This window comes from Psychromonas sp. 14N.309.X.WAT.B.A12 (assembly GCF_030397575.1).
Lineage (GTDB): Bacteria > Pseudomonadota > Gammaproteobacteria > Enterobacterales > Psychromonadaceae > Psychromonas.
This window is the reverse complement of sequence record NZ_JAPNXS010000005.1, coordinates 216,385-241,815: the sequence shown is the minus strand read 5'-3', so window position 1 is coordinate 241,815 and position 25,431 is coordinate 216,385. Positions and strand designations below refer to the sequence as shown.

The 25,431-nt window shown below is 37.5% G+C and carries 17 protein-coding genes; 8 read left to right on the top strand and 9 right to left on the bottom strand.

Features of this window, described 5'->3' with window-relative positions; translation table 11 throughout:
• Nucleotides 1–46: 46 nt before the first annotated feature.
• The 3 genes from uvrA to mutH form a co-directional block, all read right to left on the bottom strand.
• Complete coding sequence (uvrA, locus tag OW492_RS08915; RefSeq protein WP_290039601.1) at nucleotides 47–2,881, bottom strand: excinuclease ABC subunit UvrA; 2,835 nt, start codon at nucleotides 2,879–2,881, stop codon at nucleotides 47–49.
• 414 nt (nucleotides 2,882–3,295) lie between these two features.
• Nucleotides 3,296–3,625 carry a hypothetical protein gene (locus OW492_RS08910; protein WP_290039600.1) on the bottom strand — a complete coding sequence of 110 codons (330 nt, stop codon included), beginning with the start codon at nucleotides 3,623–3,625 and terminating at the stop codon, nucleotides 3,296–3,298.
• A 79-nt stretch (nucleotides 3,626–3,704) separates the two neighbouring features.
• The gene (gene mutH / locus OW492_RS08905) at nucleotides 3,705–4,379 is read right to left on the bottom strand and encodes a DNA mismatch repair endonuclease MutH (RefSeq protein WP_290039599.1); all 675 of its coding nucleotides are present in this window, start codon (nucleotides 4,377–4,379) and stop codon (nucleotides 3,705–3,707) included.
• 652 nt (nucleotides 4,380–5,031) lie between these two features.
• On the opposite strand from mutH, the gene rppH reads away from it, so the two are divergent.
• Nucleotides 5,032–5,565, top strand: a complete 534-nt coding sequence (gene rppH / locus OW492_RS08900) for an RNA pyrophosphohydrolase (protein ID WP_113819281.1) — start codon at nucleotides 5,032–5,034, stop codon at nucleotides 5,563–5,565.
• Between the two features lie 35 nt (nucleotides 5,566–5,600).
• On the top strand, nucleotides 5,601–7,871 hold the full coding sequence (gene ptsP / locus OW492_RS08895; protein WP_290039597.1) for a phosphoenolpyruvate--protein phosphotransferase: 2,271 nt from the start codon (nucleotides 5,601–5,603) through the stop codon (nucleotides 7,869–7,871).
• An 81-nt stretch (nucleotides 7,872–7,952) separates the two neighbouring features.
• Here ptsP and sstT read toward each other — a convergent pair whose 3' ends face one another.
• A complete protein-coding gene (gene sstT / locus OW492_RS08890) occupies nucleotides 7,953–9,185 on the bottom strand; it encodes a serine/threonine transporter SstT (protein ID WP_290039595.1) in 1,233 nt (410 codons plus the stop codon).
• Between the two features lie 352 nt (nucleotides 9,186–9,537).
• Here sstT and lgt point away from each other — a divergent pair, with 352 nt between their 5' ends.
• Together lgt and OW492_RS08880 are read left to right on the top strand one after the other, a co-directional pair.
• Nucleotides 9,538–10,374, top strand: coding sequence for a prolipoprotein diacylglyceryl transferase (lgt, locus tag OW492_RS08885; protein WP_290039593.1), 837 nt, complete (start codon nucleotides 9,538–9,540; stop codon nucleotides 10,372–10,374).
• Nucleotides 10,374–11,225 (top strand): thymidylate synthase, encoded by an 852-nt coding sequence (locus OW492_RS08880; RefSeq protein ID WP_290039591.1) that lies wholly within the window; start codon nucleotides 10,374–10,376, stop codon nucleotides 11,223–11,225. Before lgt ends, OW492_RS08880 begins: the two co-directional genes overlap by 1 nt.
• Before the next feature lie 91 nt (nucleotides 11,226–11,316).
• On the opposite strand, the gene OW492_RS08875 is transcribed toward OW492_RS08880, so the two are convergent.
• A complete protein-coding gene (locus OW492_RS08875) occupies nucleotides 11,317–11,553 on the bottom strand; it encodes a hypothetical protein (protein ID WP_290039589.1) in 237 nt (78 codons plus the stop codon).
• A 286-nt stretch (nucleotides 11,554–11,839) separates the two neighbouring features.
• Here OW492_RS08875 and OW492_RS08870 point away from each other — a divergent pair, with 286 nt between their 5' ends.
• The 3 genes from OW492_RS08870 to OW492_RS08860 all read left to right on the top strand — a co-directional run bounded on the left by OW492_RS08870 (nucleotide 11,840) and on the right by OW492_RS08860 (nucleotide 15,342).
• On the top strand, nucleotides 11,840–12,553 hold the full coding sequence (locus OW492_RS08870; RefSeq protein WP_290039587.1) for a FadR/GntR family transcriptional regulator: 714 nt from the start codon (nucleotides 11,840–11,842) through the stop codon (nucleotides 12,551–12,553).
• Nucleotides 12,554–12,730: 177 nt separating this feature from the next.
• Nucleotides 12,731–14,593 (top strand): putative nucleotidyltransferase substrate binding domain-containing protein, encoded by a 1,863-nt coding sequence (locus OW492_RS08865; protein ID WP_290039585.1) that lies wholly within the window; start codon nucleotides 12,731–12,733, stop codon nucleotides 14,591–14,593.
• Nucleotides 14,594–14,616: 23 nt separating this feature from the next.
• A complete protein-coding gene (locus OW492_RS08860; protein WP_290039583.1) occupies nucleotides 14,617–15,342 on the top strand; it encodes a 3'-5' exonuclease in 726 nt (241 codons plus the stop codon).
• Nucleotides 15,343–15,538: 196 nt separating this feature from the next.
• Here OW492_RS08860 and OW492_RS08855 read toward each other — a convergent pair whose 3' ends face one another.
• Entirely contained in the window at nucleotides 15,539–16,282 is a 744-nt protein-coding gene (locus OW492_RS08855) for an oligogalacturonate-specific porin KdgM family protein (protein ID WP_290039581.1), read from the bottom strand.
• A gap of 766 nt (nucleotides 16,283–17,048) precedes the next feature.
• On the opposite strand from OW492_RS08855, the gene OW492_RS08850 reads away from it, so the two are divergent.
• Complete coding sequence (locus OW492_RS08850) at nucleotides 17,049–18,845, top strand: transporter (protein ID WP_290039579.1); 1,797 nt, start codon at nucleotides 17,049–17,051, stop codon at nucleotides 18,843–18,845.
• A gap of 800 nt (nucleotides 18,846–19,645) precedes the next feature.
• On the opposite strand, the gene OW492_RS08845 is transcribed toward OW492_RS08850, so the two are convergent.
• The 3 genes from OW492_RS08845 to gorA form a co-directional block, all read right to left on the bottom strand.
• A complete protein-coding gene (locus tag OW492_RS08845) occupies nucleotides 19,646–21,400 on the bottom strand; it encodes a polysaccharide lyase family 7 protein (RefSeq protein ID WP_290039577.1) in 1,755 nt (584 codons plus the stop codon).
• Nucleotides 21,401–21,678: 278 nt separating this feature from the next.
• Nucleotides 21,679–23,079, bottom strand: a complete 1,401-nt coding sequence (locus OW492_RS08840; RefSeq protein ID WP_290039575.1) for a hypothetical protein — start codon at nucleotides 23,077–23,079, stop codon at nucleotides 21,679–21,681.
• A gap of 801 nt (nucleotides 23,080–23,880) precedes the next feature.
• Nucleotides 23,881–25,245 (bottom strand): glutathione-disulfide reductase, encoded by a 1,365-nt coding sequence (gene gorA, locus OW492_RS08835; protein ID WP_290039573.1) that lies wholly within the window; start codon nucleotides 25,243–25,245, stop codon nucleotides 23,881–23,883.
• Nucleotides 25,246–25,431 lie beyond the last annotated feature (186 nt).

Here is a 25,431-nt window from a genome sequence, read left to right as displayed (position 1 = left end):
CTCTCGTATTTATTATTATTATTTTAAAACAAGGCAATATTCCTGCTTATGCAGAGGTACTTTTTTCTAAAATAGGTTTTAAGAACTGTCCAGTATAACTGCCTTTTACTTTTACTACATCTTCTGGTGTGCCTGTGGCAATAATCTCACCACCTCCATTACCACCTTCAGGGCCTAAGTCGATGATCCAATCGGCTGTTTTAATGACGTCTAGGTTATGTTCTATAATCACTAGGGTATTGCCTTTATCACGAAGAGTATGGATAACTTTGAGTAATTGGGCGATATCGTGGAAGTGTAATCCGGTTGTTGGCTCATCTAGGATATATAGGGTTTTACCCGTATCACGCTTGGATAACTCTTTAGCCAATTTAACGCGTTGTGCTTCACCGCCAGATAAAGTCGTCGCTGCTTGACCTAGGCGAATGTAGGATAAACCAACATCCATTAATGTCTGTAATTTTCGTGCAATAACCGGTACTGCTTCAAAGAATTTAAAGGCATCTTCTACTGTCATATCCAATGTTTCATGAATATTCTTGCCTTTGTATTTTACAGACAAGGTTTCACGATTATAGCGTTGTCCTTTACATGAATCACAAGGTACGTAAACATCTGGTAGGAAGTGCATCTCTACTTTGATCATGCCATCACCTTGGCAGGCTTCACAACGGCCACCTTTTACATTAAAACTAAAACGGCCTGGCTTGTAACCACGAGAGCGAGATTCTGGCGTAGCGGCAAACAGCTCACGGATAGGAGTAAAAATACCCGTGTAAGTTGCTGGATTCGAGCGTGGCGTTCGACCAATTGGACTTTGGTTGATATCCACCACTTTATCCAGTTGTGATAAACCAGTAATGCTCTTATGCGCTGCAGCTTGAATGGTTGTGGCTTTGTTCAGTTTAGTTTGTGCTAACGGAAAGAGAGTATCGTTGATCAGCGTTGATTTACCTGAACCCGATACACCTGTAATACAGGTTAATACGCCTAATGGTAAGTCTAAATTGACTGATTTTAAGTTGTTTGCACTGGCTTCTTTTAGTTTCACCCATTTATCAGTTAGTGGTGTGCGTTGCGCTGGCACGACAATTTCTTTACGGCCACTTAAATAATCTGCGGTTAGTGAGTCTTTCGACTTTAATATTTTTTTGTAACTGCCTTCAGCAATAATCTCACCACCGTGAATCCCTGCACCTGGACCGATATCGATAATATGATCGGCTTGGCGAATAGCATCTTCGTCATGTTCTACAACGATCACTGTATTACCTAGGTCACGTAAATGCGTTAGCGTTTTTAATAAACGTTCGTTATCGCGTTGATGTAAACCAATCGAGGGTTCATCAAGTACATACATTACCCCCATTAAACCCGCTCCAATTTGGCTAGCTAAACGAATACGCTGTGCTTCACCACCGGATAATGTTTCTGCACTACGCTCTAAACTTAAGTAATTAAGTCCAACATTCACTAAGAAACTCAATCGTTCTAGGATCTCTTTTAAGATCTTTTCTGCTATTTTGGCTTTTTGTCCAACCAATTTAATATTTTCGAAGAACTGCTCTGCATCGGCAATAGAGAGTGCTGATACATGTGAGAGATTTACATCATTAATAAAGACATGACGAGATGACTCTTTTAAACGTGAACCGCCACAGCTAGAGCAAGATTGACGGTTCATATATTTGCTTAAATATTCGCGCATTGCTGGGGATTCTGTCTCTTTATAGCGACGTGAGCGATTGGGAATAACTCCTTCAAAAGCATGTAAACGAGATACTAAGTCACCTTTATCATTACTGTAAGTAAAGGCTATTTTTTCTGCTCCAGTGCCTTGCAGCACATATTGCTGGTGTTTTTTACTTAATGATTTAAAAGGAGCGGTGAGCGAGAATCCATAATGCTCTGCAACCGCACGCAGAATCTGGTAGTAGTAGTTAGATTTGCTACTCCATCCTTCGATTGCACCATCGGCTAAACTCAGTGTTGGGTCAGTGACCACTAGTGCTTCATCAAAATATTGTTCAACCCCTAAACCATCACAAGTTTCACAGGCACCGGCTGGACTATTAAAAGAGAAGATACGCGGCTCTAATTCTGCAATGCTGTAACCACAATGCGGACAAGAGAAATTAGCAGAGAAAAGTTGTTCAGGCTGACTATCATCCATGTGTGCCAAAATAGCTGAGCCGTTACTTAGCTCTAACGTAGTTTCAACGGACTCTGCTAAACGCTGCTTTAAGTCATCACGTACTTTAAAGCGGTCAACCACCACTTCGATAGTGTGTTTTTTATGTAACGCTAGTTTAGGTGGATCGCTTAGGTCACAAACATCACCGTCAATTCGTGCACGTAAAAAACCTTGTGCAGCTAGGCTTTCAAAGGTTTTAACATGTTCCCCTTTACGCCCTTTTACAATTGGCGCTAATAGCATCATTTTAGTGCCTTCTGGTTGCTCTAAAATAGTATCGACCATTTGGCTTACGGTTTGTGCGTGTAAAGTTACGCCGTGTGTTGGACAACGAGGATCGCCGATGCGAGCAAAGAGTAATCGAAGGTAATCGTAAATTTCAGTGATGGTTCCTACTGTCGAACGTGGATTATGCGAGGTAGATTTTTGTTCGATAGAGATAGCTGGAGATAAACCTTCAATATGCTCAACATCCGGTTTTTCCATTAATGATAAAAATTGGCGTGCATAGGCAGATAGAGACTCAACATAACGACGCTGACCTTCTGCATATAAAGTATCAAATGCTAATGAGGATTTTCCCGAACCTGATAGACCGGTGATCACCACCAATTTATCACGTGGGATTGATAAGCTAATATTTTTTAAGTTATGCGTTTTTGCACCGCGAATTTCAATATTGTTCATTATTTCTCACTCATTAATACATTGAATTGGTGTATTTGATATCTGAAAGCGTTATATAACCATCATGTTACACTGTAAATTATTACAGTGGTAGTGTGGCGGAATGTACTTTTATCGATCTCTTTTGATTTGAGATAGGCTGCTTAACGTTTATTTTTTACACTTGATTATGATTGTCATAACAAGGCTTTGCAAACTGGATCTTTCTGTTTGCCTGATAATAAGTAATTGCATGAAAACGGTTCAAGGAAGTACACAGTTATATAACGAAGTGTTATGTAAATAGGTTTATAAAGAGGAGGTTTGCTTTAATTTAAGCTAGCCGAACTTCAACACTGTTCTGCAAAAGCAGTGCTCTTAAAAATACTGATTCACAATAATAATGAGTTACGTATTAATGATTTTAAAAGATCATTAGTCCACAAAAACGACTACTGCATTTTTACCACCGTCATTCATGCCATTATCCACATAACTGTAAGCATCATCAGGTAATAGTGTGAAGGGTTCACCTGTTTCTGAGGTAGCTTGATAGATAAATTGAAAACCTTCACGATCTTCCATTGAGATATTCTCAGCTATTTTAAATTTACCGTTTTTGAATTTTTTAAATTCAATAGGCTGCCATTCGTTATGCTCTGATAATAGGTTAATGGTGCTTGCATTATTCGCCATCTCTTTACTGATTTCGAATGTCACTTTAACAATGGGTTTATTTTTTAAGAATTGCTTTTTAATGCTCATATCCACTCCTTAAAACTATATCTCTTTGAGATTTAATTTACTGCAAAATTTGTACAAATTCTAGTCAATTTTGTTCTGGTTAAACATTTAAATTAAATTGTTGATTGATAATATCTTGAGTGAATGCCTTTTTAAGATAAAAACCACGTGGCCTGACTTTAATTAATTCACCTTCTTCACCATACGCATCTGTCACCACTTGCCCATTGGCGGCTTTCGGACGTAGTTGCAATACTTGCCCGTCTCTTGCACTTATCTGCTCGATCTTGCCGAGTGCTATCTTCTCCATGAGCTCATTCCAGTCTTGACGCATTAACTGTTCTTGCTGTGCGGACGCTGTCCATAAAAATCCGTTTCCAACTAAACGCTCTGCTAATGGAATTTTCCGCTCACCTTGCACCGGCAGCCACAATACTTTACTGAGTTTATTGCGAATGTTGCTGTTTTCCCAAGTAAGGTGAGTGGTATTTAAAATGGGAGTGCTACATACAAAGGTGGTTTCTAGTACTTTGCCATTACTATCAATAGGGATAGTTTTTAGTTCAATGCCGAGGTGTTTGAAATCTTGCTCAGGTTTGCTGCCTGCCGACGCACCTAAATGCCACTCTATCAGTTGTCCTACCCAGCCTTTGTTTTTACGTAGGTTTTCTGGGGTAATGATCCCTGCTATGTCTGCTAATTCAGATAAAGAAAAGCCGGCTATAGCTTCGCAATAATTTAATAATTGAGATTCAGACGTCGGTGTAGGCTGCATAATAACTCGCTTGAAAGGTTAAAAGAGATAAACAGATTAATTGTACGTGTTTTTTTATTGTTGGGTTATTCATAGTTTTAAAATGAACTTACACAGAGTTATGCACATTTTTAGTGGATAACTGAATAGATCATAAGATCTTTACTTTGATTCAACACATTTCGCTTTAATTTTCTAAAAATCTATTTTTTATGTTTATTTTTTGAGCAAGAAAGTGCTGTTTAATAAGGGTTGTATGTTTTTTATACGACCAAGATATTCACATTCGATTGTGAATGAAACTTACTGGATCTAATTACAGTGATACCTTTTTATTGTTTATGATTTTTATTTAACATACTGTTTTTAAATGTAATAATAGGTTTTTAAATAAATATATAAAGATCTTGCGGTTTGTTGTGTTTCTTGATCCTTTTATTTGTGTTTAATTGTACACATAGTTATGCACAGATTTAGTGGATACATTAATATTATTCATTTTCAGTAAACGTGAGCTAGGTACTATCGTTTAACCTTTTTATAGTTTATGAGTTTGATGGATAGGGGTTTCTGTGAAAGAATGCAATTATAATTATAATTTCATCTATTTTGTTTTGTCGTTGATTTACTTGTGTATAAATAAGAATAGATCTTAACCTGAGAAAGTTTTTTAATGATTGATGCTGACGGCTACCGTTCTAATGTAGGTATCATCATTTGTAATAAAAATGGTCAAGTTTTATGGGCTAAACGCTTCGGTCAACATTCATGGCAATTTCCACAAGGTGGAATAAAAGAGGGCGAAACCCCTGAAAAAGCGATGTATCGAGAGTTATATGAAGAAGTTGGCTTAAAACCTGAGCATGTCAAAGTAGTGGCGAGCAGTCGTCAGTGGCTGCGTTATAAACTTCCTAAGCGTTTAGTACGCTGGGAATCACCCGCACCTATTTGTATTGGTCAAAAACAACGCTGGTTTTTATTACAATTGATTGCAAAAGAAGAGCAAATTGGATTTGATACTTGCGGACACCCTGAATTTGATGATTGGCGATGGGTTACTTACTGGTATCCAGTGCGTCAAGTAGTATCATTTAAACGTGATGTGTATAGAAGAGCATTGACTGAGTTTGCCCATGCTGCATTTTCTCTGATGCATAGAACAGATAAAAAACGAAACAAACGACCTCGTCGAGGTTCTTACAAATAATAAATACCTTCTTACCTTACTAATAGGAGCGTTTTATGTTCAGCCAACTTCGTCAAATTGTAGAGCAATTCGGTGAGGCCAGTACACTTTCTGATGCTATGAACTTATTAGTACAGCAAACTAAAAGTACGATGATCCTAGATTGTTGTTCTATTTTTGTGACTAATCAAGAAACTAAAAAGCTAACGCTAATGGCCAGTGAAGGGTTAGATAGTCAAGTAGTGGGCGCAACGCATTTTAATTTAGATGAAGGTATTGTTGGTTTGGTTTACCAAAAAGGTGAGCCAATTAATTTAGTGAACGTTTCAGAACACCCTCAGTTTAAATATCTCCCTTCCAGTAATGAAGAGCAGTTTAATTCGTTTTTAGGTGTGCCTATTATTCATAAACGCCAAGTGTTAGGTGTTTTGGTGGCACAGCAACGTACCCCTCGTTTATATAATGAACTTGAAGAATCTTTCTTAGTTACCTTAGCTGTGCACCTTGGCAGTGTATTAGGTGGCACCTTACTAGATTTACCTGAAGAAACTGAATCTAAAAGCCGATCCTTGCATCTACAAGGCAGTCCTGCGAGTTCTGGTATTTCTATTAATAAAGCACATGTATTACAGGCTCACCTATTATTAACCGATGTGGGCATAGAGCAGAGTGAAGATCCTGAACACGAAATGATCTCCTTTACTAACGCTGTGCAAGCCTGTGCAGATGAATTTTCCAAGGTATCTATCACCTTAAAGGAGCAAGTATCGAAAGATGCTTTTATGCTGTTTGATGTATACGGACACCTTTTACAGGATAAAGCGTTACTGAGTGCGGTAGAAGTTCAGATTAGGCAAGAGAAGCTAACCGCTAAAAGTGCTGTTAAACGTGTTTCTGAGACTTATATAGAACAGTTTGAGAGCATGAGTGATCCTTACTTAAGAGAAAGAGCTGTTGAAATTAGAGATGTAGGCCAGCGTTTGTTATACCACCTCTCTAATCGCGATGACGAGCAGCTAGACTTTCCGGACGAAATTATTTTAGTTGCCGAAGAGGTGACCATCTCAATGTTGGCCATGGTACCGCCTGATAAGCTGAAAGGGATTGTTTCTGTACGTGGTGGTTTAAGTTCTCATATCGCAATCCTATCGCGCACTTTAGGTATTCCTGCGGTATTAGGTGTACCACTGCGTTTGAAGAACATTGGTCAGAAAAACATGATCATCAATGGCTATGCCGGCACCATTATTATTGAGCCTGAAGCATCATTAGTTGCTGAGTATCAAATTCTCTTAGATGAAGAGAATGAGATGAAAGCGTTAGTGGAATTGGAAGCTAATCAAGCGGCAGTGACTAAAGATGGTTGTGAAGTTGAGCTGTTATTAAACACTGGTTTGAACTCAACACCAGACGTGTTCTCTGAACATAACTTCTCTGGCATCGGTTTATATCGTAGTGAATTACCTTTTATGCTGAGTAATGCCTTCCCGACAGAGCAGGAGCAAGTTAGCACCTATAAATCATTATTTGATCAGTACCAAAACTTGCCTGTTACCATGCGTACCTTAGATATTGGTGGTGATAAACAATTAAGTTATTTCCCAATTAATGAAGAAAACCCCTTCTTGGGCTGGCGTGGTATTCGTTTAACCTTAGATCATCCTGAAATATTTTTGATTCAAATACGTGCCATGTTACGTGCGAGTATCGAAACCCAAAATTTACGTATCATGTTACCAATGGTTGGCTCGGTCGGTGAGGTTGAAGAATCTAAGCGCTTGATAGAGCAAGCATGGCAAGAGGTGTGTTGGGAACAAGCTTTATCACATGAGCAGTTTCCGTTGCCTGATATAGGTGTGATGATCGAGGTGCCATCGGCTATTTTTATTATTGATCAACTTGCGCCGCTGGTGGACTTTTTGTCAATTGGAACCAATGATTTAACTCAATATTTACTGGCTGTGGATCGTAACAATAGTCGCGTAGCTGATCTATTTGATAGTTATCACCCTGCGGTATTACAAGCGATGCGGTTGATTTTAGAGCAAAGTAAAAAGAACAACATAGAAGTCAGTATCTGTGGTGAATTAGCAGGTGATCCAATTGGCTTGTTAATGCTGTTAGGCTTGGGATATCGGAAACTAAGTATGAATGCCTTTAATATTAATAAGGTGAAGTATCTTCTTAATAAAATTACCATTTCAGAGCTTGAGGTTTGTACGGAAGTCGCGTTAAAAGGGCATGATGGCGCTTTTATTAAACAAACTTTTATTAACTACTTGGATGAGAAAGGGTTAGGCGGTTTTGTTCGAGCAGGTAAGAAATAGTTGGTCATTTTTAATGCTATTCAAAAACGAAAAAACCGATCACATGATCGGTTTTTTATTGTTGTATTTTCAGAATTAGTTTTAGCTTTTAGCTGCTAACTCTTTTGCTTCTTCAGCACGACAAGCTGCTGTCGTGAAGATAACGTCAGTAGAGCTGTTTAAAGCTGTTTCTGCAGAGTCTTGAACAACACCAATGATAAAGCCGATAGCAACAACTTGCATCGCCACTTCATTCGGTACACCAAATAAGCTACAAGCAAGTGGGATAAGTAATAATGAACCGCCTGCGACCCCTGAAGCACCACATGCTGACACAGCTGCTACCACGCTTAATAAGATGGCAGTAAAGATATCAAATTCAATTCCTAACGTATGAACAGCAGCTAGTGTTAATACCGTAATAGTAATCGCTGCACCTGCCATGTTAATGGTCGCTCCTAACGGAATAGAAACAGAGTAAGTATCTTTATGTAGGTTTAATTTCTCACATAATGCCATATTAACTGGGATATTAGCCGCAGAACTACGTGTGAAGAAGGCTGTTACACCAGATTCACGTAGACATTGTAGAATCAGTGGATAAGGGTTTGAACCTAATTTGATGTAAACAATAATTGGGTTAACAATTAAGGCAATGAATAACATTGAACCCACTAATACTGCTAATAGGTGAGAGTAACCAATCAGTGAATCAAAACCTGTTTCTGCAAAGGTTGTTGCTACTAAGCCAAAAATACCAATAGGCGCGAGACGAATAACCAGTTGTACAATCTTCGAAACACCATGCGCTAGATCTTGCAGTAATTTTTTAGTCGATTCATTAGCGTGTTGTAATGCTAAGCCTAAACCAACAGCCCAAGCTAAAATACCGATAAAGTTACCTGTTAATAGTGCATTAACTGGATTATCAACGATTTTAAATAACAAGGTATTTAAAACTTCCAAAATGCCTTCAGGTGGAGTGGTGGTTACATTACTGGTGATTAGTACTAATTCAGTAGGAAAAACATAACTAAATAAAACAGCAGTAATAGAGGCTAACAAAGTGCCAATTAAATATAGGTGGATAACTGGTTTAAGATTAGTGTGGCTGCCTTTTGCTTGGTTAGCAATAGACGAAGCAACTAAGATAAACACAAGAATTGGCGCAACGGCTTTTAACGCGCTAACGAAAAAACCACCTAGAAAAGAAACTGATGTTGCAGTGCTTGGTGAAAAGCTCGCAAGGCAAACACCTGCAATGATACCGACAACAATTTGTAATACTAAGCTACCGCTCATCATACGTTGAATAAGAGTGGGGTTTGAACTCATTGAATATTCCTACTTTATTATTTTTATGCATTAATAAATGTACTTATCGATGCCATGATTAATCATTTAACGCTTTATTTCGGAAAACGCTGTTACTGCAAAACTACAGGGGATTGTAGTGAGTAATCTGTTATTGAAATTAATACAGATCATAATTTGGCGCAGAAAATAGCATAAATAGCGGGAAATTAATTCGGTAATTGCTATTTTTTATCATTTAGTAAAAAACAGCTGACAAGATGACTATTTATCTAGGTCTACTAGTTTTTCTTTTGAGAAAGAAAACTATGATTATTTTTCCACTGAAATTACGCTATGATACGGCCACTAAATTTATCAATTAGAGCAAATTATGTCCTCATCTCACTATGTATTACCTCAGATCGATCCGATCGCTATTAGTCTTGGGCCACTTGATATTCGTTGGTATGGATTAATGTATCTTGTTGGTTTCGCCTTTGCGTTTTGGATGGCAAACCGTGTATGTGATAAATCCAATGGCGTATGGACACGCGAACAAGCCAGTGATCTGTTATTTGCAGGTTTTATGGGCGTTATCTTAGGTGGTCGAATTGGTTATGTATTGTTTTATCAGTTCCCAACTTTTATCGACAATCCGATGTATTTATTTAGAATTTGGGAAGGCGGTATGTCATTCCATGGCGGCGTATTAGGGGTGGTTACAGCCATTATTATTTATGCTAAACGTCATCAACGTTCAATTTTATCGGTAGGTGATTTTATCGTGCCATTATTGCCAGTTGGCTTAGGCGCAGGGCGTATTGGTAACTTCATTAATTCAGAGCTTTGGGGACGTGTAACAGATTCTCCATTTGGCGTAGTGTTCTATAACGCAGGACCATTACCGCGTCATCCTTCGCAATTATATGAGTTTGCACTAGAAGGCGTTGCGCTGTTTATTATCTTATTCTTATTTATTCGTAAGCCCAAACCTGCCGGTTCAGTAGCTGGTTTATTCTTATTAGGTTACGGTACTTTCCGCTTTATTATTGAATTTGCCCGTGAGCCGGATGCACAGTTAGGCCTATTAACTTTTAATATGAGCATGGGACAAATTTTATCACTGCCTATGATTATTATCGGTACTATTTTAATGGTTTATGCATACAAAAATAATCCTGTTCCAGAAGTCAATGACAGCACTAAAAAAGCAAAGGATAAAAAATAATGAAACAGTATTTAGCGTTATGCCAACGCATCATAGACCAAGGGACTTGGATTGAAAATGAGCGAACTGGGAAACGTTGTTTAACCGTAATAAACGCTGATTTAGAGTATGATGTTGGTAATAATCAATTCCCAATGATCACCACGCGTAAGAGCTTTTATAAATCTGCGATAGCTGAGTTTCTTGGTTATATTCGTGGTTATGATAATGCTGCTGATTTTCGTGCATTAGGCACTAAAACGTGGGACGCGAATGCTAACTTAAATGATGCTTGGTTGAACAATCCACACCGTAAAGGTGACGATGACATGGGGCGTGTTTATGGTGTGCAAGGTCGTGCTTGGGCAAAGCCTGATGGAACCACATTAGATCAGTTGAAAAAAATTGTAGATAACCTTAAAAACGGTATCGATGATCGTGCTGAAATTCTAACGTTTTATAACCCAGGTGAATTTGATATGGGATGTTTACGCCCATGTATGCATACTCATACTTTCTCACTACTGGGTGATACATTGCATTTAACCAGTTACCAGCGCTCATGTGATGTGCCGCTTGGTCTAAATTTTAACCAAGTACAAGTCTTTGCGTTTCTAGCATTGATGGCACAAATAACCGGTAAAAAAGCAGGTAAGGCGTACCATAAAATTGTTAATGCACACATTTATGAAGATCAGTTAGCGTTGATGCAAGATGTACAATTAAAAAGAGAGCCTTTTCCATCACCACAACTGAAAATTAATCCTAAAATTACTTCATTAGAAGACTTAGAAACTTGGGTAACCATGGATGATTTTGAAGTGGTTGGGTATCAGTGTCACGAAGCGATTAAATACCCTTTCTCTGTTTAATGAGAGTGATTGATGTAAAAAAGCCTAATAATAAGCAATGTTCATTTAATATTATTTATTAGGCTTCTCTTTTTAGTATTTAGATTGAATGTTAATCTTCTGGTAACTCATCAAATAGTTTTTGTTTATTTGCATACCAAACTTTACTCGCTTCCACATCCTGGGTTAATACTTTGACCTTACGACTGGCTTCAATATGTAGCTCATCTTGTTGCATCATCATTTCTACCATATGAAGCTTATTTTGCTCTAATAGGTCTTGTAATGTATCTCCTTGAAAGGATTGTTCACAAGCGCCTCCAAGTTGTCTACAGGTCATTGTTTTCATAGTTGTCCCTTACTTTTACATTATCTTCATGATAATAAACTAATCCTAATAGGTTATACCATAGATGGTTATTTTGTGAACAAAAACACCTGTATTTTATTTATTAGAAAATAATTTTAACTAAGTTAACCTTTTAAAAACTAAAAGTATTAGTTCACATATAATACAAAATAAGCAATTTTTTACCCTATATAAATCACAGAAGACAAATAGGATAGATGACACTGATACCAAACAGTGTTTATTTGTATTACTATTAAGTGACTTTATTATAGGAAGGAATCTTATGCAGAATGCATTTGTCGAAATAGCAGGAGTAAAACGCAGCTTACATGTGCAAGTAGCGCGCGAAATTGCTCGCAAAATATTGTCTGGGGAAGTTGCTCAGAATGAGATTATTCCCGGTGAAATGGCTTTATGTGAACAATTTAGAGTAAGTCGAACCTCCTTAAGGGAAGCGATTAAATTGTTAACATCCAAGGGCTTGCTAGAATCCAAGCCAAAAGTCGGCACCCGAGTAACTAGCCGTGAAAATTGGAACTTCTTAGACTCACAATTATTAGATTGGTTGACTGGTTTGGGTGATAACGATGCAGTTTATCGTGATTTCTTATCATTACGTAACGCTCTAGAGCCTGAAGCTGCTGCACTCGCAGCTGAAAATGCGACTGCACAACAACGTATTTTATTGTCTGCCACTTTTCAACAGATGGATGATATCTCCAAAGACTTTGAATTAGAGAGCTGGACAGATGCAGATATGGAGTTCCATCGTCTGATTTTTCTCTCAACAGGTAACAGCTTTTATCTGCCTTTTGCGAATGTACTTTGCACTATGTTTAAGAGTTTCATTACACATTCATCTATCAGAGGCAGCACTTGTATTAATGAACATCGCGCTATTTATTCGGCGATCATGGCAGGTGATGCAGACAAAGCTAGACAAGCTAATATTGAACTATTAAGTAAAAGTAAACGCCGTTTACCAAGTAATGATTAAGATCTCTTCATGAGAGCTTTGTTATTTATTCCAACTATATTTAATTAATAGGTGTAAATTACTTTGATGCTTAGTGTTCGAGTATTTAGCAAAACTAATATGATTTTATAGCCATTCTCCGTTATTAGGAGGGTGGCTTTTTGCCTTAAAATGACAGTGTTTTTTAAAGGATAACTTATGCCTCAAACATTAATACCGAACATTCATGACTTCCTAGCAACGATTGATCCCTTCGATAAATTACCTAAAGAATTACAACGTAAAATTGCTTGTTGTATAAAAATAACTTACCTCGCGAAGGGGGAGCAGATTCAGTTTGGTGGAGAGCATGAGCTACGCTATTTATATGTCGTCAGAACCGGATCTATGGAGCAACGCAAGCATAATGGTATGTTACGGGCAAAATTAGGTTCGGAAGATCTATTTGGCTTTACCTTTCTTTCAGAACAAAAAGAGTCACAGGAAGATTACACTGCAGTCGCATTAGAAAATACGCTTTTATACTTGGTTCCTCATTCTGACCTATTAAATCTTTTAGAAGAGTACCCTGATTTTGCCGAGCATTTTGCCAGTAATGTACAGGTACGTTTACACTCTGCGTTAGACGTGGTGTGGTCAGATAGTGAAAAAGGTATCTTTGTTAAAAAAGTATCCGAAGTGGCTAGTGATAAAATTGTGGTTGCTGACTCTAGTACGCCGATTAGGCAAGTCGCGGAGCAAATTATGGCGGTTTGTTCACCAACAGCGGTAATTACTGAAAACGGCCAAATAGTTGGCCTAGTTACCGACCGCGATATGACAAAACGCGTTATTGTGGCTGGATTAGATTACTGTCGACCAGTTAAAGAGATCATGACGCCTAACCCATTAACTGTAGCCCCTAACGACCTGGTGTTAAAAGCCTCATCAATTATGATGCAAAACAACGTGCGAAGCTTACCAGTGGTCGAGGGTAATAATGTACTAGGGGTATTAACGACAACACATTTGGTCCGAAATAATAGGATTCAAGCAGTTTTTCTGATTGAAAAAATAAAATATGCTAAGACGGTTGCTGACTTATCTAAATTAACTCCTGAACGCCAAGCGATCTTTGAGGCGTTAGTAGAAGGTAAAGTGAGTGGCGATATTATTGGCCATGTAATGACCTTGATTATGGATGCCTATAATCGTCGTCTATTGCAAATCGCAGAAGAACATTTTGGTAAGCCGCCCTGTGAATTTGCTTGGATCGTTGCAGGTTCGCATGCGCGTAATGAAGTACATATGCTCTCAGACCAAGATAATGCGATTATTTTAGCGGATAACGCAACGGCTGCAGATCGCATCTATTTCCAGGGATTAGCAATGTGGGTATGTAATGCCCTTGACGCCTGCGCATACCCTTTGTGTAGCGGTAAATTTATGGCGGTTAATCCTAAGTGGTGTATGCCACTGAAAGTGTGGAAAGCCTCGTACAGTAAATGGGTTGCTAATCCAGAATATGATAGCTTGTTAAATGCCACGGTATTTTTAGAAACTCGCTGGTTATATGGTAATGAGAGCTTTAATAAAGAGTTACAAGACCACCTTTTCAGTAGTATTAAATCTTCACATGTATTTTTATCTTCCATGGTGCGAGATTCCGTCTCAGTAAGTCCGCCACTAGGTATTTTTAATTCATTAGTATTAGAAAAAAGTGGTGAAAACTCTAAGACCTTAAATATTAAAAAGTTTGCTTTAAGTTTGTTGGTCGATCTTGCTCGAATTTATGGGTTGTCGTCAGGCTCTGAAAAAGCCGAAACCATGGCGCGTTTCGAACATGCACATGAAAATAATTTATTAAGCGAAGATATGTTGAAAAATGTACAAGGGGCATTCCAATTTATTACCCAAGTACGTTTATCACATCAATTTACAGCGTTAAAAGAAGGACGAGTAGCAGATAATCACATCGATCCTAATGCTTTTGGTAGCTTCGAAAGAAAGCATTTAAAAGATGCCTTTAGGATCATTGCAGATCTGCAAGAATATACGAAATTGAAGTTTAATCGTCAGTGATATTTAGGTCAGAGAGAAAAACTATGCGTCGTATTTTTAATCATTTTCATCCACTTAATAAGTTACAACGTGAACGAGAGCGATATTTGTCAACACACCAAGTGCCTGACAACATACGTGTCTTATTAGAAGCGCCATTACCAGACCTAGATGATGATATTTATTCATTGGATTACTTGTCACTAGATTTTGAAACATCAGGATTTAACCCTAAAACGGATTCATTATTAAGTGTGGGATACTTGCCTTTAATTAATCAGCAGTTGTTGTTATCTGAAGCAGTAGAGACATTGATTCATACGGCTAAAAATGTCAAAGCTGAAACTGCAGTGATCAATCATATTGTTCCTGAAATGCTAGAAAAAGGCGAAGCATGGAATGTGGTGCTGGATGCAATGTTAACCGAAGCTGTTGGCAAAGTATTAATCGTTCATGGCAGCATAGTAGAAAAGCGTTTTTTAAATCATTATATGGCGAAGCGTTATAAATTACCGCCTTTACCGTTATTGTGGGTAGATACCTTACAGATGGAAAAGTCTCTACATATTTACAAAGATAATAATGGCACTGATGATTTTCGTCTTGGTAGTGTACGTGAACGCCATCATTTACCTGAGTATTCTGCACATGGTGCGCTAGTTGATTCATTAGCTACTGGTGAGTTGTATTTAGCACTACTTAAGCAACACTTCGAGGGAGCTGATTCTTCGGTTCGACATATGAAATTTGATTACACGCGTCCATTATAATCTTTAATGGAAAGTAAAACGGTAAAAATTAAATCAGTGATGGCTATTTTATAGTGGATAATAGAGTGTTTTGTACTTGATCGTTTTCTAATTAATCTTTTATTTTAAAAATGAAAAAGCCACTTAACAAGTAAGTGGCTCTAAATGATCAGACTCAATTAATCATTTTAAACTTAGTATCAATGGACTATTGCTACTAGAAGCTGTATTTAATACCCGCACGGTAACGAGCTTGGCGTTTACTAGAGCTAGATCCCTCATCTACAGTCCAGATTTCAGCAAACGGGCGCCAATCACCAAATTGGTAACCAACAATTATACCTGCATCATATTCCCAATCTTTATTATCAAATTGTTTTACTTTATCCCATGATTTCACGTAGTTTGCTTCATAACTAAGCTTAAGATCTGGCATTGATTCCACTTTGTATGAACCGGTAAGTGTTACTTTAGATTTAGTAGGGCGGTTAACTTTATTACCTGTTTCTACGTTAGTATCACCATCAGTTGGATCTGAGTAGTTAGCGAATTCATGGCGGTAACGTAGTGCCGTTTGTAAACCAAAGTCTGATTTATAAACGATACGAATTTGTGGTTTAAAGGTTCTTTTACGATCCGTTAATGCGATTGGCATGCCTGGTTTGATTTGCCATTTACCGATACGGTAAGTTAAGCCCATATCTAACTCTGTTTCAGTTAAGTAAGTATCATCAAACGTGTCTGTTTTATCGAAACTAGCAAACTTCATTTCTAGACCAAGGTTAACTTTAAGGTCTTTCATATCTTCTACAGGTCTGAAGTTGTTGCTTAGTTTAACTCGGCTTGCTTGTTGTTCGTTATCTGCCTTGTATTCATGGCGGAAGTCGATAGTAGCAGCAGATGCTGCGCCAGAGAGCACTGTAGTTGCAACAGCAAAAATTAACTTATTTTGTAGTTTCATGGTTATCTTCCAATTTGATTTAATATAAAGTTTTTTATATTTCTAGTCTTATTGTTGCAGGTATGAACAGTGCAAAACTTATTTTTACGAACAACAATAAACTTGTAATATCGTAAATACTAAAACTTAAAATATTTATTCAATACCGGTTTTAATTGGCATTTCATAATACAAATAGGATACATAATTTTTGTGCTTTTGTTCTGTGAGTTCCCTCTAACTTTTTTTGTACTAAAAATTCAGGTTTTTATAAATTTAATTATAAGTCTTTATTTTCAATGGTTTGTATTTATTTTTTGATTTTTGTATTTAATGGCTTTTAGTTCGTATAGAGAGCTGTGTAACATTTTTGTTTTTAAATAATACGACTAAAGTAGTCCTCTATGTACTTTTTTTGCGCTATGTCACAGCAAAAATTGAAATCAATTTTGATTCGGTGTGATAAGAGCATTTTCATTTTTTATTTTTTTGTTTTATTTGACTGTGCTAGTAATCGTGCGGCTTACATTGGATTTTATTTATTCTATTTGAGCGCAATAGTAGTGGGTTAAGCACGCTTAAATAATACCAACCTTATACATGGGAGTATGTTTTATACTTCTCTATATAAGGACTTCTAACAGATTGAAACCTGATCTAGATTATATTCTTTACGATACCTTTCTATTTAATATGATTTCAATCACATACTTTTATTATTGTAATACAATTAATCTTCTCTCTGAGATATGGTTTTGCCAATCATAAATAACTAAAGGGTCTCGATATGGATTTTAATATATTAGTAGTAGGGGTTTATTTCTTATTCCTTATTGCAATTGGGTGGATGTTCAGAACGTTCACCACTAATACAAGTGATTACTTTCGTGGGGGCGGTAACATGCTCTGGTGGATGGTAGGTTCAACTGCCTTCATGACCCAATTTAGTGCTTGGACATTTACAGGTGCTGCTGGTAAAGCTTATAACGATGGTTTTACTGTTGCGATTATCTTCATGGCTAACGCATTTGGTTACTTCATGAACTTTGCTTACTTCGCTCCCAAGTTTCGCCAATTGCGCGTAGTAACGGTTATTCAAGCGGTACGTCAACGTTTTGGTAGTAAAAATGAGCAAGTATTTACCTGGACAGGTATGCCGAACAGCGTTATTAACGCAGGTATCTGGTTAAATGGTCTTGCTATTATCGCTTCTGGTATTTTTGGTGTAGATATTGAAACAACCATTTGGGCCACAGGTATTGTTGTACTCGTCATGTCTGTAACAGGTGGTTCATGGGCGGTAATCGCATCTGACTTTATGCAGATGGTTATCATCATGGCGGTAACAATTACTTGTGCGATTGTAGCGCTTAATCAAGGTGGCGGCATTTCAAACATCATTGAAGGTTTCGAAGAAGTACGCGAAGTAACTTTCCTTGTTGGTACTGAAATCAACTACTTTAGCATCTTTGCGTTATGGTCATTCTTTATCTTTGTTAAGCAATTCAGTATTACTAATAACATGCTTAACTCTTACCGCTACCTTGCGGCAAAAGATTCTAAAAATGCACGTAAAGCTGCTCTATTAGCTTGTGTTCTGATGACAATGGGGCCATTAATTTGGTTCCTACCAAGTTGGTTCTTAGCGTCTACAGGTGTTGATTTAACAGCTATGTATCCAGATGCAGGTAAAAAAGCAGCAGATTATGCTTACCTTTACTTTGTTGATGAATATATGCCTGTTGGTATGGTTGGTTTACTTATCTCTGCGATGTTTGCGGCTACCATGTCTTCAATGGATTCAGGTCTAAACCGTAACTCTGGTATTTTTGTTAAAAACTTCTACCAAGTCGTTTTACGTCCAAAAGCAACAGAGAAAGAGTTAGTAACTTGTTCTAAAATCACATCAACAGTGTTTGGTTTAATCATTATCCTAGTAGCGTTATTCATTAACTCACTAAAAGGGTTGAGCTTATTTGATACTATGATGTATGTAGGTGCGTTAATCAGCTTCCCTATGACAGTACCAGCATTCTGTGGATTCTTTATCCGTAGAACACCAGACTGGGCAGCATGGGCAACATTAATTGTTGGTGCATGTGTGTCTTATTATGTAGGTCTTGTTATCTCAGCAACTGATATCCAAAACTGGTTTAACTTAGATACTGCGTTAACTGGTCGTGAATGGAAAGACTTGAAAGTAGGTCTAGGTTTATTAGGTCACATTGTTATTACAGGTGGTTTCTTCTGTGCAACTATGTTCTTCTACAAACCATTATCGGCAGAGCGTGAGAAAGACGTTGATACATTCTTCACGAATTTAGCTACGCCTCTTCATAATAAGTCTGCTGCTCAAGCACACCTTGATAACAAGCAACGTCGCATGTTAGGTATGTTAATTGGTACAGCGGGTGTTGGTATTATGGCAATGTTCTTCTTACCAAACCCATTTATGCAAAGTTTAATCTTCGTATTATGTGGTGGTATCGTGTTCGCTGTTGGTTTACTACTTGTTAAAGCAGTTAGCCAAGTAAATGAAGATGATGATGATTCAGATAAAGACCGATTACCAGAAATGGATTAATCAGGTTAGCGTTTATTAAATGCAAATAGTAAAAGCGGTTAGATTATCTAACCGCTTTTTTTTGCGTAAAATTTATGTTCTGTTATGACTTTGGCGAATTATTTTAACTATTTTGTTTTTGATATCGACTGAGCATGAGGTGAATAAAGCCGCGTGCAGTGGTCACTCTTTTATGTAGTAGAGAGGGCGTATGGTATAGCTGTATCATTTTATGATCGGGTTGAGCTCTGCGTGTCTGGTGGTCGTACGACAGCGATCGAGTGCTGCCCTTGCTTCAGCCTACTTGTTTTGGTTTGTTCGTTTATTCATATACGCTAGTTTTGCTTAGTATTGATCAACTAAGTGGATGCTCGTGTGCGATAACTGGCATACTGAAAGGCTCTTAAAAAGGGGAGGCATAGTTCACCCTCTTATGTGATTAAGGGGCGCTTAATTCATCCTTCGTCCCTTAGGTCAGGCCGCGCCTAAACATCGTCGCTTTGCTCACTTCTGTTGGCTACTTTTTATGAAGAGCGATATCCGTTAATCTATTTATTCCTGATTTTTCGAGATGTAAATCGCTTATATTTATCCTTGTTAATAATGCTTTTAGCTGTGCATGCTTTTTGAGTGGTGCTCAATATTCAAAGCATTAAACAGACCAGTTAGGTTTTGTTGTTTAAAGTTAATTGATCAGTTGTCATACAATAAAGTAGAAATTGTAATGCGGTAGGGGAGTTATAGAGGAGATGCTTAGTACTCAGGAAAAAATAACCCCTGACAAATAACACTATAGCTTGTTAATCAGGGGATATTATTAATTAATGACGGTTATTTAGGTAGTAAAAGGTAGCTTGTGCAGCTTCGTCATCTTCTCCTGAATTATTTTGGTTATAGGCACCCGCTTTGAAATACATGTATTGGCCTGTTTCGTCGTAGCCGCTATCAGTCATATCCCAAGTTTCAATCACATCATCTTTGCCATCGCGCATGATGGTAACTGTTAATGTGTTACCGACCACTTTTATTTGATAGAAAAAAGGCTCATCTAAGGCAATGCCATCACTTGGATTACTGGCGTTATTATCACGACTACCAATCATATCAACCCATACTTCATCACCAGTACGTGGCTCGTGAGCAAAGTAAATAGACCCTTTGTCGTTGTCCGGTAACTTACGGTAATAAAGGCGAACCGGTTCATCATCATTAGCATGTATTTGACCAATAATAACGCGACCTATTTGATAGCTTTCACCGGTAGTCGATACCTGGTTAACCGCAACCGTCGCATCCAAAATACCATCTACGCCACCTGCTTTTTCTTGTTCGCTGGTGGGCGCTGATGAGAATACCCAGTTATTTTCATTAACCCCTTTTGTTGAAATACTCGTATCACCTTCGCGTAACATTTCGCGTAACTCGGTACGTGTGTAAGAGGTGTTTGTTGACGTTTTATAGCCGTCTACTTCAACATAAAATACCATGCCGCCATCGTCGGTATTAGTATAAAAGTACTCAAAATCTTCATAGCCATCGCTTAAATCATCTTCATCAATGGTATCTGCCGTTCCGCTATTATCATCATCGGTTGGGATACTCAAATTCCAATCATTGAGTTCAAAGTTATCTGAAGGTGCTGAAGAGGAATCTAGATCAGCGCTTGGTAGTGTTGTTCCATTATAAGTTAGGCTTTTAAATTGAACCGTGCTGGTTCCATCTTCATATTGATTATAAACACCGGCTTTAAAGTAACTGTATAGGTCATCCCAGTAGGTAATATCTATATTAACTTTTTCATCACCATCAACATTGATAATTAAAGTGCTGTCACCTGCTTCAATGTCAAATTTTGTTGCATTATCTTGGTCGTAATCAGCTAAATAATAAAAGTCATAAGAATCAGGACAGTTGTCATTATAGTTAGGGTTGCTGTCATCTTTACACTCATAAGCATTCGTTTTAATGATCGCCCAATAAGCATTGCTGTAGGAGTCACCAGTATCATCATCTGTACGGCTTTCTCCATCCCAAACAATACGTAGTAGCGGGTGAGATAATACGGTGTCATCGGTTTCACCATTTTCACCTTTATTATGCACCTGCATTAATGTCATCTCTTGCCCATCACCACTAGATGCAACAGATTCTTCAGGTGAAATAGGCAATATTTCTGCACTTAATGTGGATATTTCAGAAGTATTGGTTCTAAAATTTTCAACAAAGCGCAATTCAGAACGTTTGCTATCTCCTGTCATTTCAAAGGTTAACCAGCCAGTGGTTGAGTCTAAATAAAAGTAATCATTATCAAAACCATTATATTCACCTGCATCAACCACTTCAGAGGTTGAACTGCTTGTTGGTGGGTTGTTTTGCTGCAATTTCGCATTATTAAGTGCATGGATATATTGTACATAATCGTAAGGTACGCCAGAGTATGATCCTGTTGAGCTTGAATTATCTGAGCTAGATGAATCTGTATCCGTACCTTCACTGCTACTAGAACTACTGCCGCTACCACCACATGCACTAAGGAATACTGATAATATGGCACTACTTATTAATTTATATTTCACTGTATGATGTCCATTTTCATAAGAGTTAATAGAGATTTTCTGTTATTAATTCGCTTTGTATTGACTCGGTTTAACAATAAAATCTAATTATAATACAAATGAAATTTCTTCCTAAAGGCAGCTTCCAAAACTGATAACTAGACACTGAAACTTGATGTAATAATGATTGTTATCGGAGGTAAGTTTGAGGAGGTATTTTTGATGGGGAAGTTGTTTTATAAAAAAAGCCGAACAATTAAATGTTCGGCCTAATAACAGAAGTGAAATGTTGTTATTGATTACTCTGGTTGTGCAGCTACAGTAGCTTCAGAACTGTTGTTGTTGTAATCATCATCAGTACCATCAAGTACTTCGTCTATATCAAAGCCTTCGAAATCATCAGAAAATACTTCACTTGTTCCATCTGTAATAGATAGGTCATCTGCATATAGTGTATACACAGTCGTTCCACTATTATCTACATATCTTACTGAGACAACTTCTGCACCTGTACCAACAAAAGTCGCTTCTTCATCAGTATCATAAGTGATTGAATATGTGTCGCCTATTTGAGTGTCGTCAATAGAAAAAGTAACATCAGCTTCTCCAGTTCCATCCGTTACCCAATTGATTTGAACATCTACCCATTCACCTGGCGTGAATGTTGTTAATGTTCCTTCAATATTTCTTAATGAAATATTTCCATCATCTAATTTTAGGTCGGCAATTTGATTTGAAGTTGAAGTACCACCATCAGAGAATACTGTTACGTACGCAGATAAATCTTCTTCTGCATCATATAAGATTGATACATTTACTTGTCCTGTTGCAAGTGTATCACTGAGTTTATATCTTAGTTCCCCAGTATCACTTGTATCAGTATCTGCAATAGCTGCAACTTGAGTTGAGTCAGTTTCTGTAGAATCGCTATCATCCGTATCATCTGATGCTTCTCCACCAACAATGGCTGGTTGCGTTTCATCGTTGTATGGGTCACCTGCGCCATCTAATAATTCATCAACAACATAATCTTCATAATCATCAAAGAAGACTTCTGTTGTACCGGCTTCGTCTGAGTAAATAGTGAAGTCATCGACCAAGAACTCTTCAGAATCAGTTAATGCATTATTACCTATTTTAAAGCCAACAGTATCAACACCCGTTGCTGTTGAATTATGGAAGTCATAAGTACCAATTTCTGTACCATCAACAGTAACTGTATAGGTACCCGCTGTTACACTCCAAGTGACGTTAACGTTAACCCATGTACCTGTAGTGAAAGTTCCTACAGTAGTAGAGTCTCCAGATCTAATTTTAATGTTGCCATCATCTAGTTGTACTTCACCTACTAGGCCGGCTGTATTTGTATCTGCATTGAATAATGATATATAAGCAGTTTCTGTTTCAGATGACGAATAGAACACGTTGACGTCAACTTGCCCTTCAGTTAGTTCAGCGCCTTCAACGGCAGCAACGTCGTAGCGCATTTGACCACTTGAGCCAGCTTCAACATTCGTTAATATTGAATATTGTCCTGTATCAGTTGTTTCTGAACCTGTATCTGTTTCACTACCAGAATCAGTTTCACCTGTAGAGCTAGTGCTTTCTTTGAATTCAAGATCATCACAACCAAAAATTAATGCTGCGCTTAAAGTGACGGCTGCAATTTTAGTGAGTTTCATTTTTTGTCCGTTTTTCATTTTCTTTTCCCTTTAAAGCTAAAAATAATTGGAGTTGATTTTGTTTACCTTTTTATTGTTCTGGAATCTGCTAAAAGGGGCAATTTTTCCATGCAAATAAAATGATCTTGCTCTCATTAGAGGGGTATTTAGGTTCATAAAGTAGATCTGTACATCATTTTAAATAGCAGATTTTGTGTTTATTTGTATGTTTAATGGTGTGTTTTTTTAACTTTTAGTACGATTTAAAAGCAAAATAAATAGCGGTAATTTTCTTTTGACAAAAAATATAGATATCATCTAAATCACTTTGCTTAATTTAAATGTGTTTAAATTCATGTGCTTACTTGACTTTTTTATGCTTGGTCACTTAATTTTAATCGTTTTATTAAAATTAAGGTTTAATATCGATATATTTATAGTTTTGTATGAGTAATTGTGAGGTGGATAAAGTTTTTAAGGATATAAACGACTAGTAGATAAGGGCTTATTTGAAATGATAGAAAGATTGTTTTGATTAGCTTCAATTTTGAATAAACGACGTGAATTAGCTTATTATTTTTATAAAGTTAAATAGATTAAAAGTAACAACTTTGACAGCTAGTGGATAAATTAAATATTTGAAATATTGTTTTCTGTACAGAACTTGTAATGAAGAAATAAATTATTAACTATAAAAATAGATGAGTTAAGTTAGTGTGATTGGCTTTACTTAGAGAGGAATAACTTTGCAAAAAAGGTGAAATAAATAGAAATAAATAGAAATGAAAAGAGCGTATATCAAATGTATGATGACTACGCTCATAATGACTGAAATAGCGCCTAGCGCATAGTAACAAACTCTTCAGAGCCCGTTGGGTGAATTGCTACCACATTATCAAAGTCAGCTTTAGTTGCGCCCATTTTCATTGCAACACTAAAGCCTTGAATCATTTCATCAACAGCAAAGCCGATGCCGTGTAGACCTACAACAACTTCATTATCACCTGCGCAAATTAACTTCATTTTACATGGTTGGCGATGCTGAGTAATCGCGGTATACATAGCTGTAAAACCTGATTGATAAACCTTAACGTTTTTCTCACCATATTGTGCAATCGCTTCTGGCTCAGTTAAACCAATCGTGCCAATCGGTGGGTGGCTGAATACCACTGTAGGGATCAAATCGTAATCCATTTTAGCTTCAGGTTTGTTGTTAAATAAGCGTTCTGATAACTGGCGGCCGGCTTTAACGGCTACAGGCGTTAGCTCTACGCCATTTTCCATAATATCGCCAACACAGTATATGCCCGGAATATTGGTTTCTTGGTATTCATCTACCTTGATATAACCTGCGTCGTTAGTTTCTACACCAGTTGCTGCTAAGTTGATTTGGTCAGTCGTTGGGTGACGGCCAATTGCCCAAATTAAAGTATCAACATTGTGGCTTTGGCCATTTTCTAGGTGCAAAGTAATACTGCCATCACTTTCTTTGGTCACTTCTTTTGGTGTTGAATGAGTGTGAAGAGTTGGGCCTTCTTCCGCCATCACTTCTACTAATGTTTCAACAATTAATGGATCAAAGCTGCGCAACGGTGATTCTTTACGTACAAATAAGTGTGTTTCTGTGCCCAATGCACTCAAAACACCTGCGATTTCCACGGCGATATAACCAGCACCAACAATAGCGACCCGCTTAGGCTGTTCAACAATATCAAAGAAGCCATTTGAATCGATCCCTAATTCTGCACCTGGTACATTAGGAATAGTAGGGCGGCCACCTGTTGCAATAGTGATATGTTTTGCTGTGTAGTGCTTTCCATCTACTTCAACGGTATTTTTATCTACAAACGTTGCAAAACCTTTGATCACTTCAACTTTATTGTTACCTAACACACGATCGTAAGACTCATGAATGCGGCCGATATAAGCTTGGCGGTTTTCAACCATTTTTGCCCAATTAAAGCTTTTCACGTCTAAATCAAAGCCGTAATCTTCAGAATAAAGGTTAATCGCCTCCGCAACTTGAGCGCCATGCCACATCACTTTTTTAGGTACACAGCCTACATTGACACAAGTACCGCCTAAATCTTTAGCTTCAATAATCGCCACTTTTGCACCGTACATAGAAGCGCGATTTGCAGAAGCGATACCGCCGCTCCCACCACCGATACAGATGTAATCAAAATCAAATTGTTTGTCGCTCATGGAGACCTCATTTTTATTCTGGAAAATTAAACAGTTATTACATCAATTACACTAATTAGCTGTTCTACTTTGCTTTTAAAATAACTTATTTCTTGATTGTAATTTTCTCAAATAGAGCAACTATTTGAGTCTCATTACGCCTTAAACTAAGCCATTTCCCTGCGCAAAATTTAGATCTGTTATTTA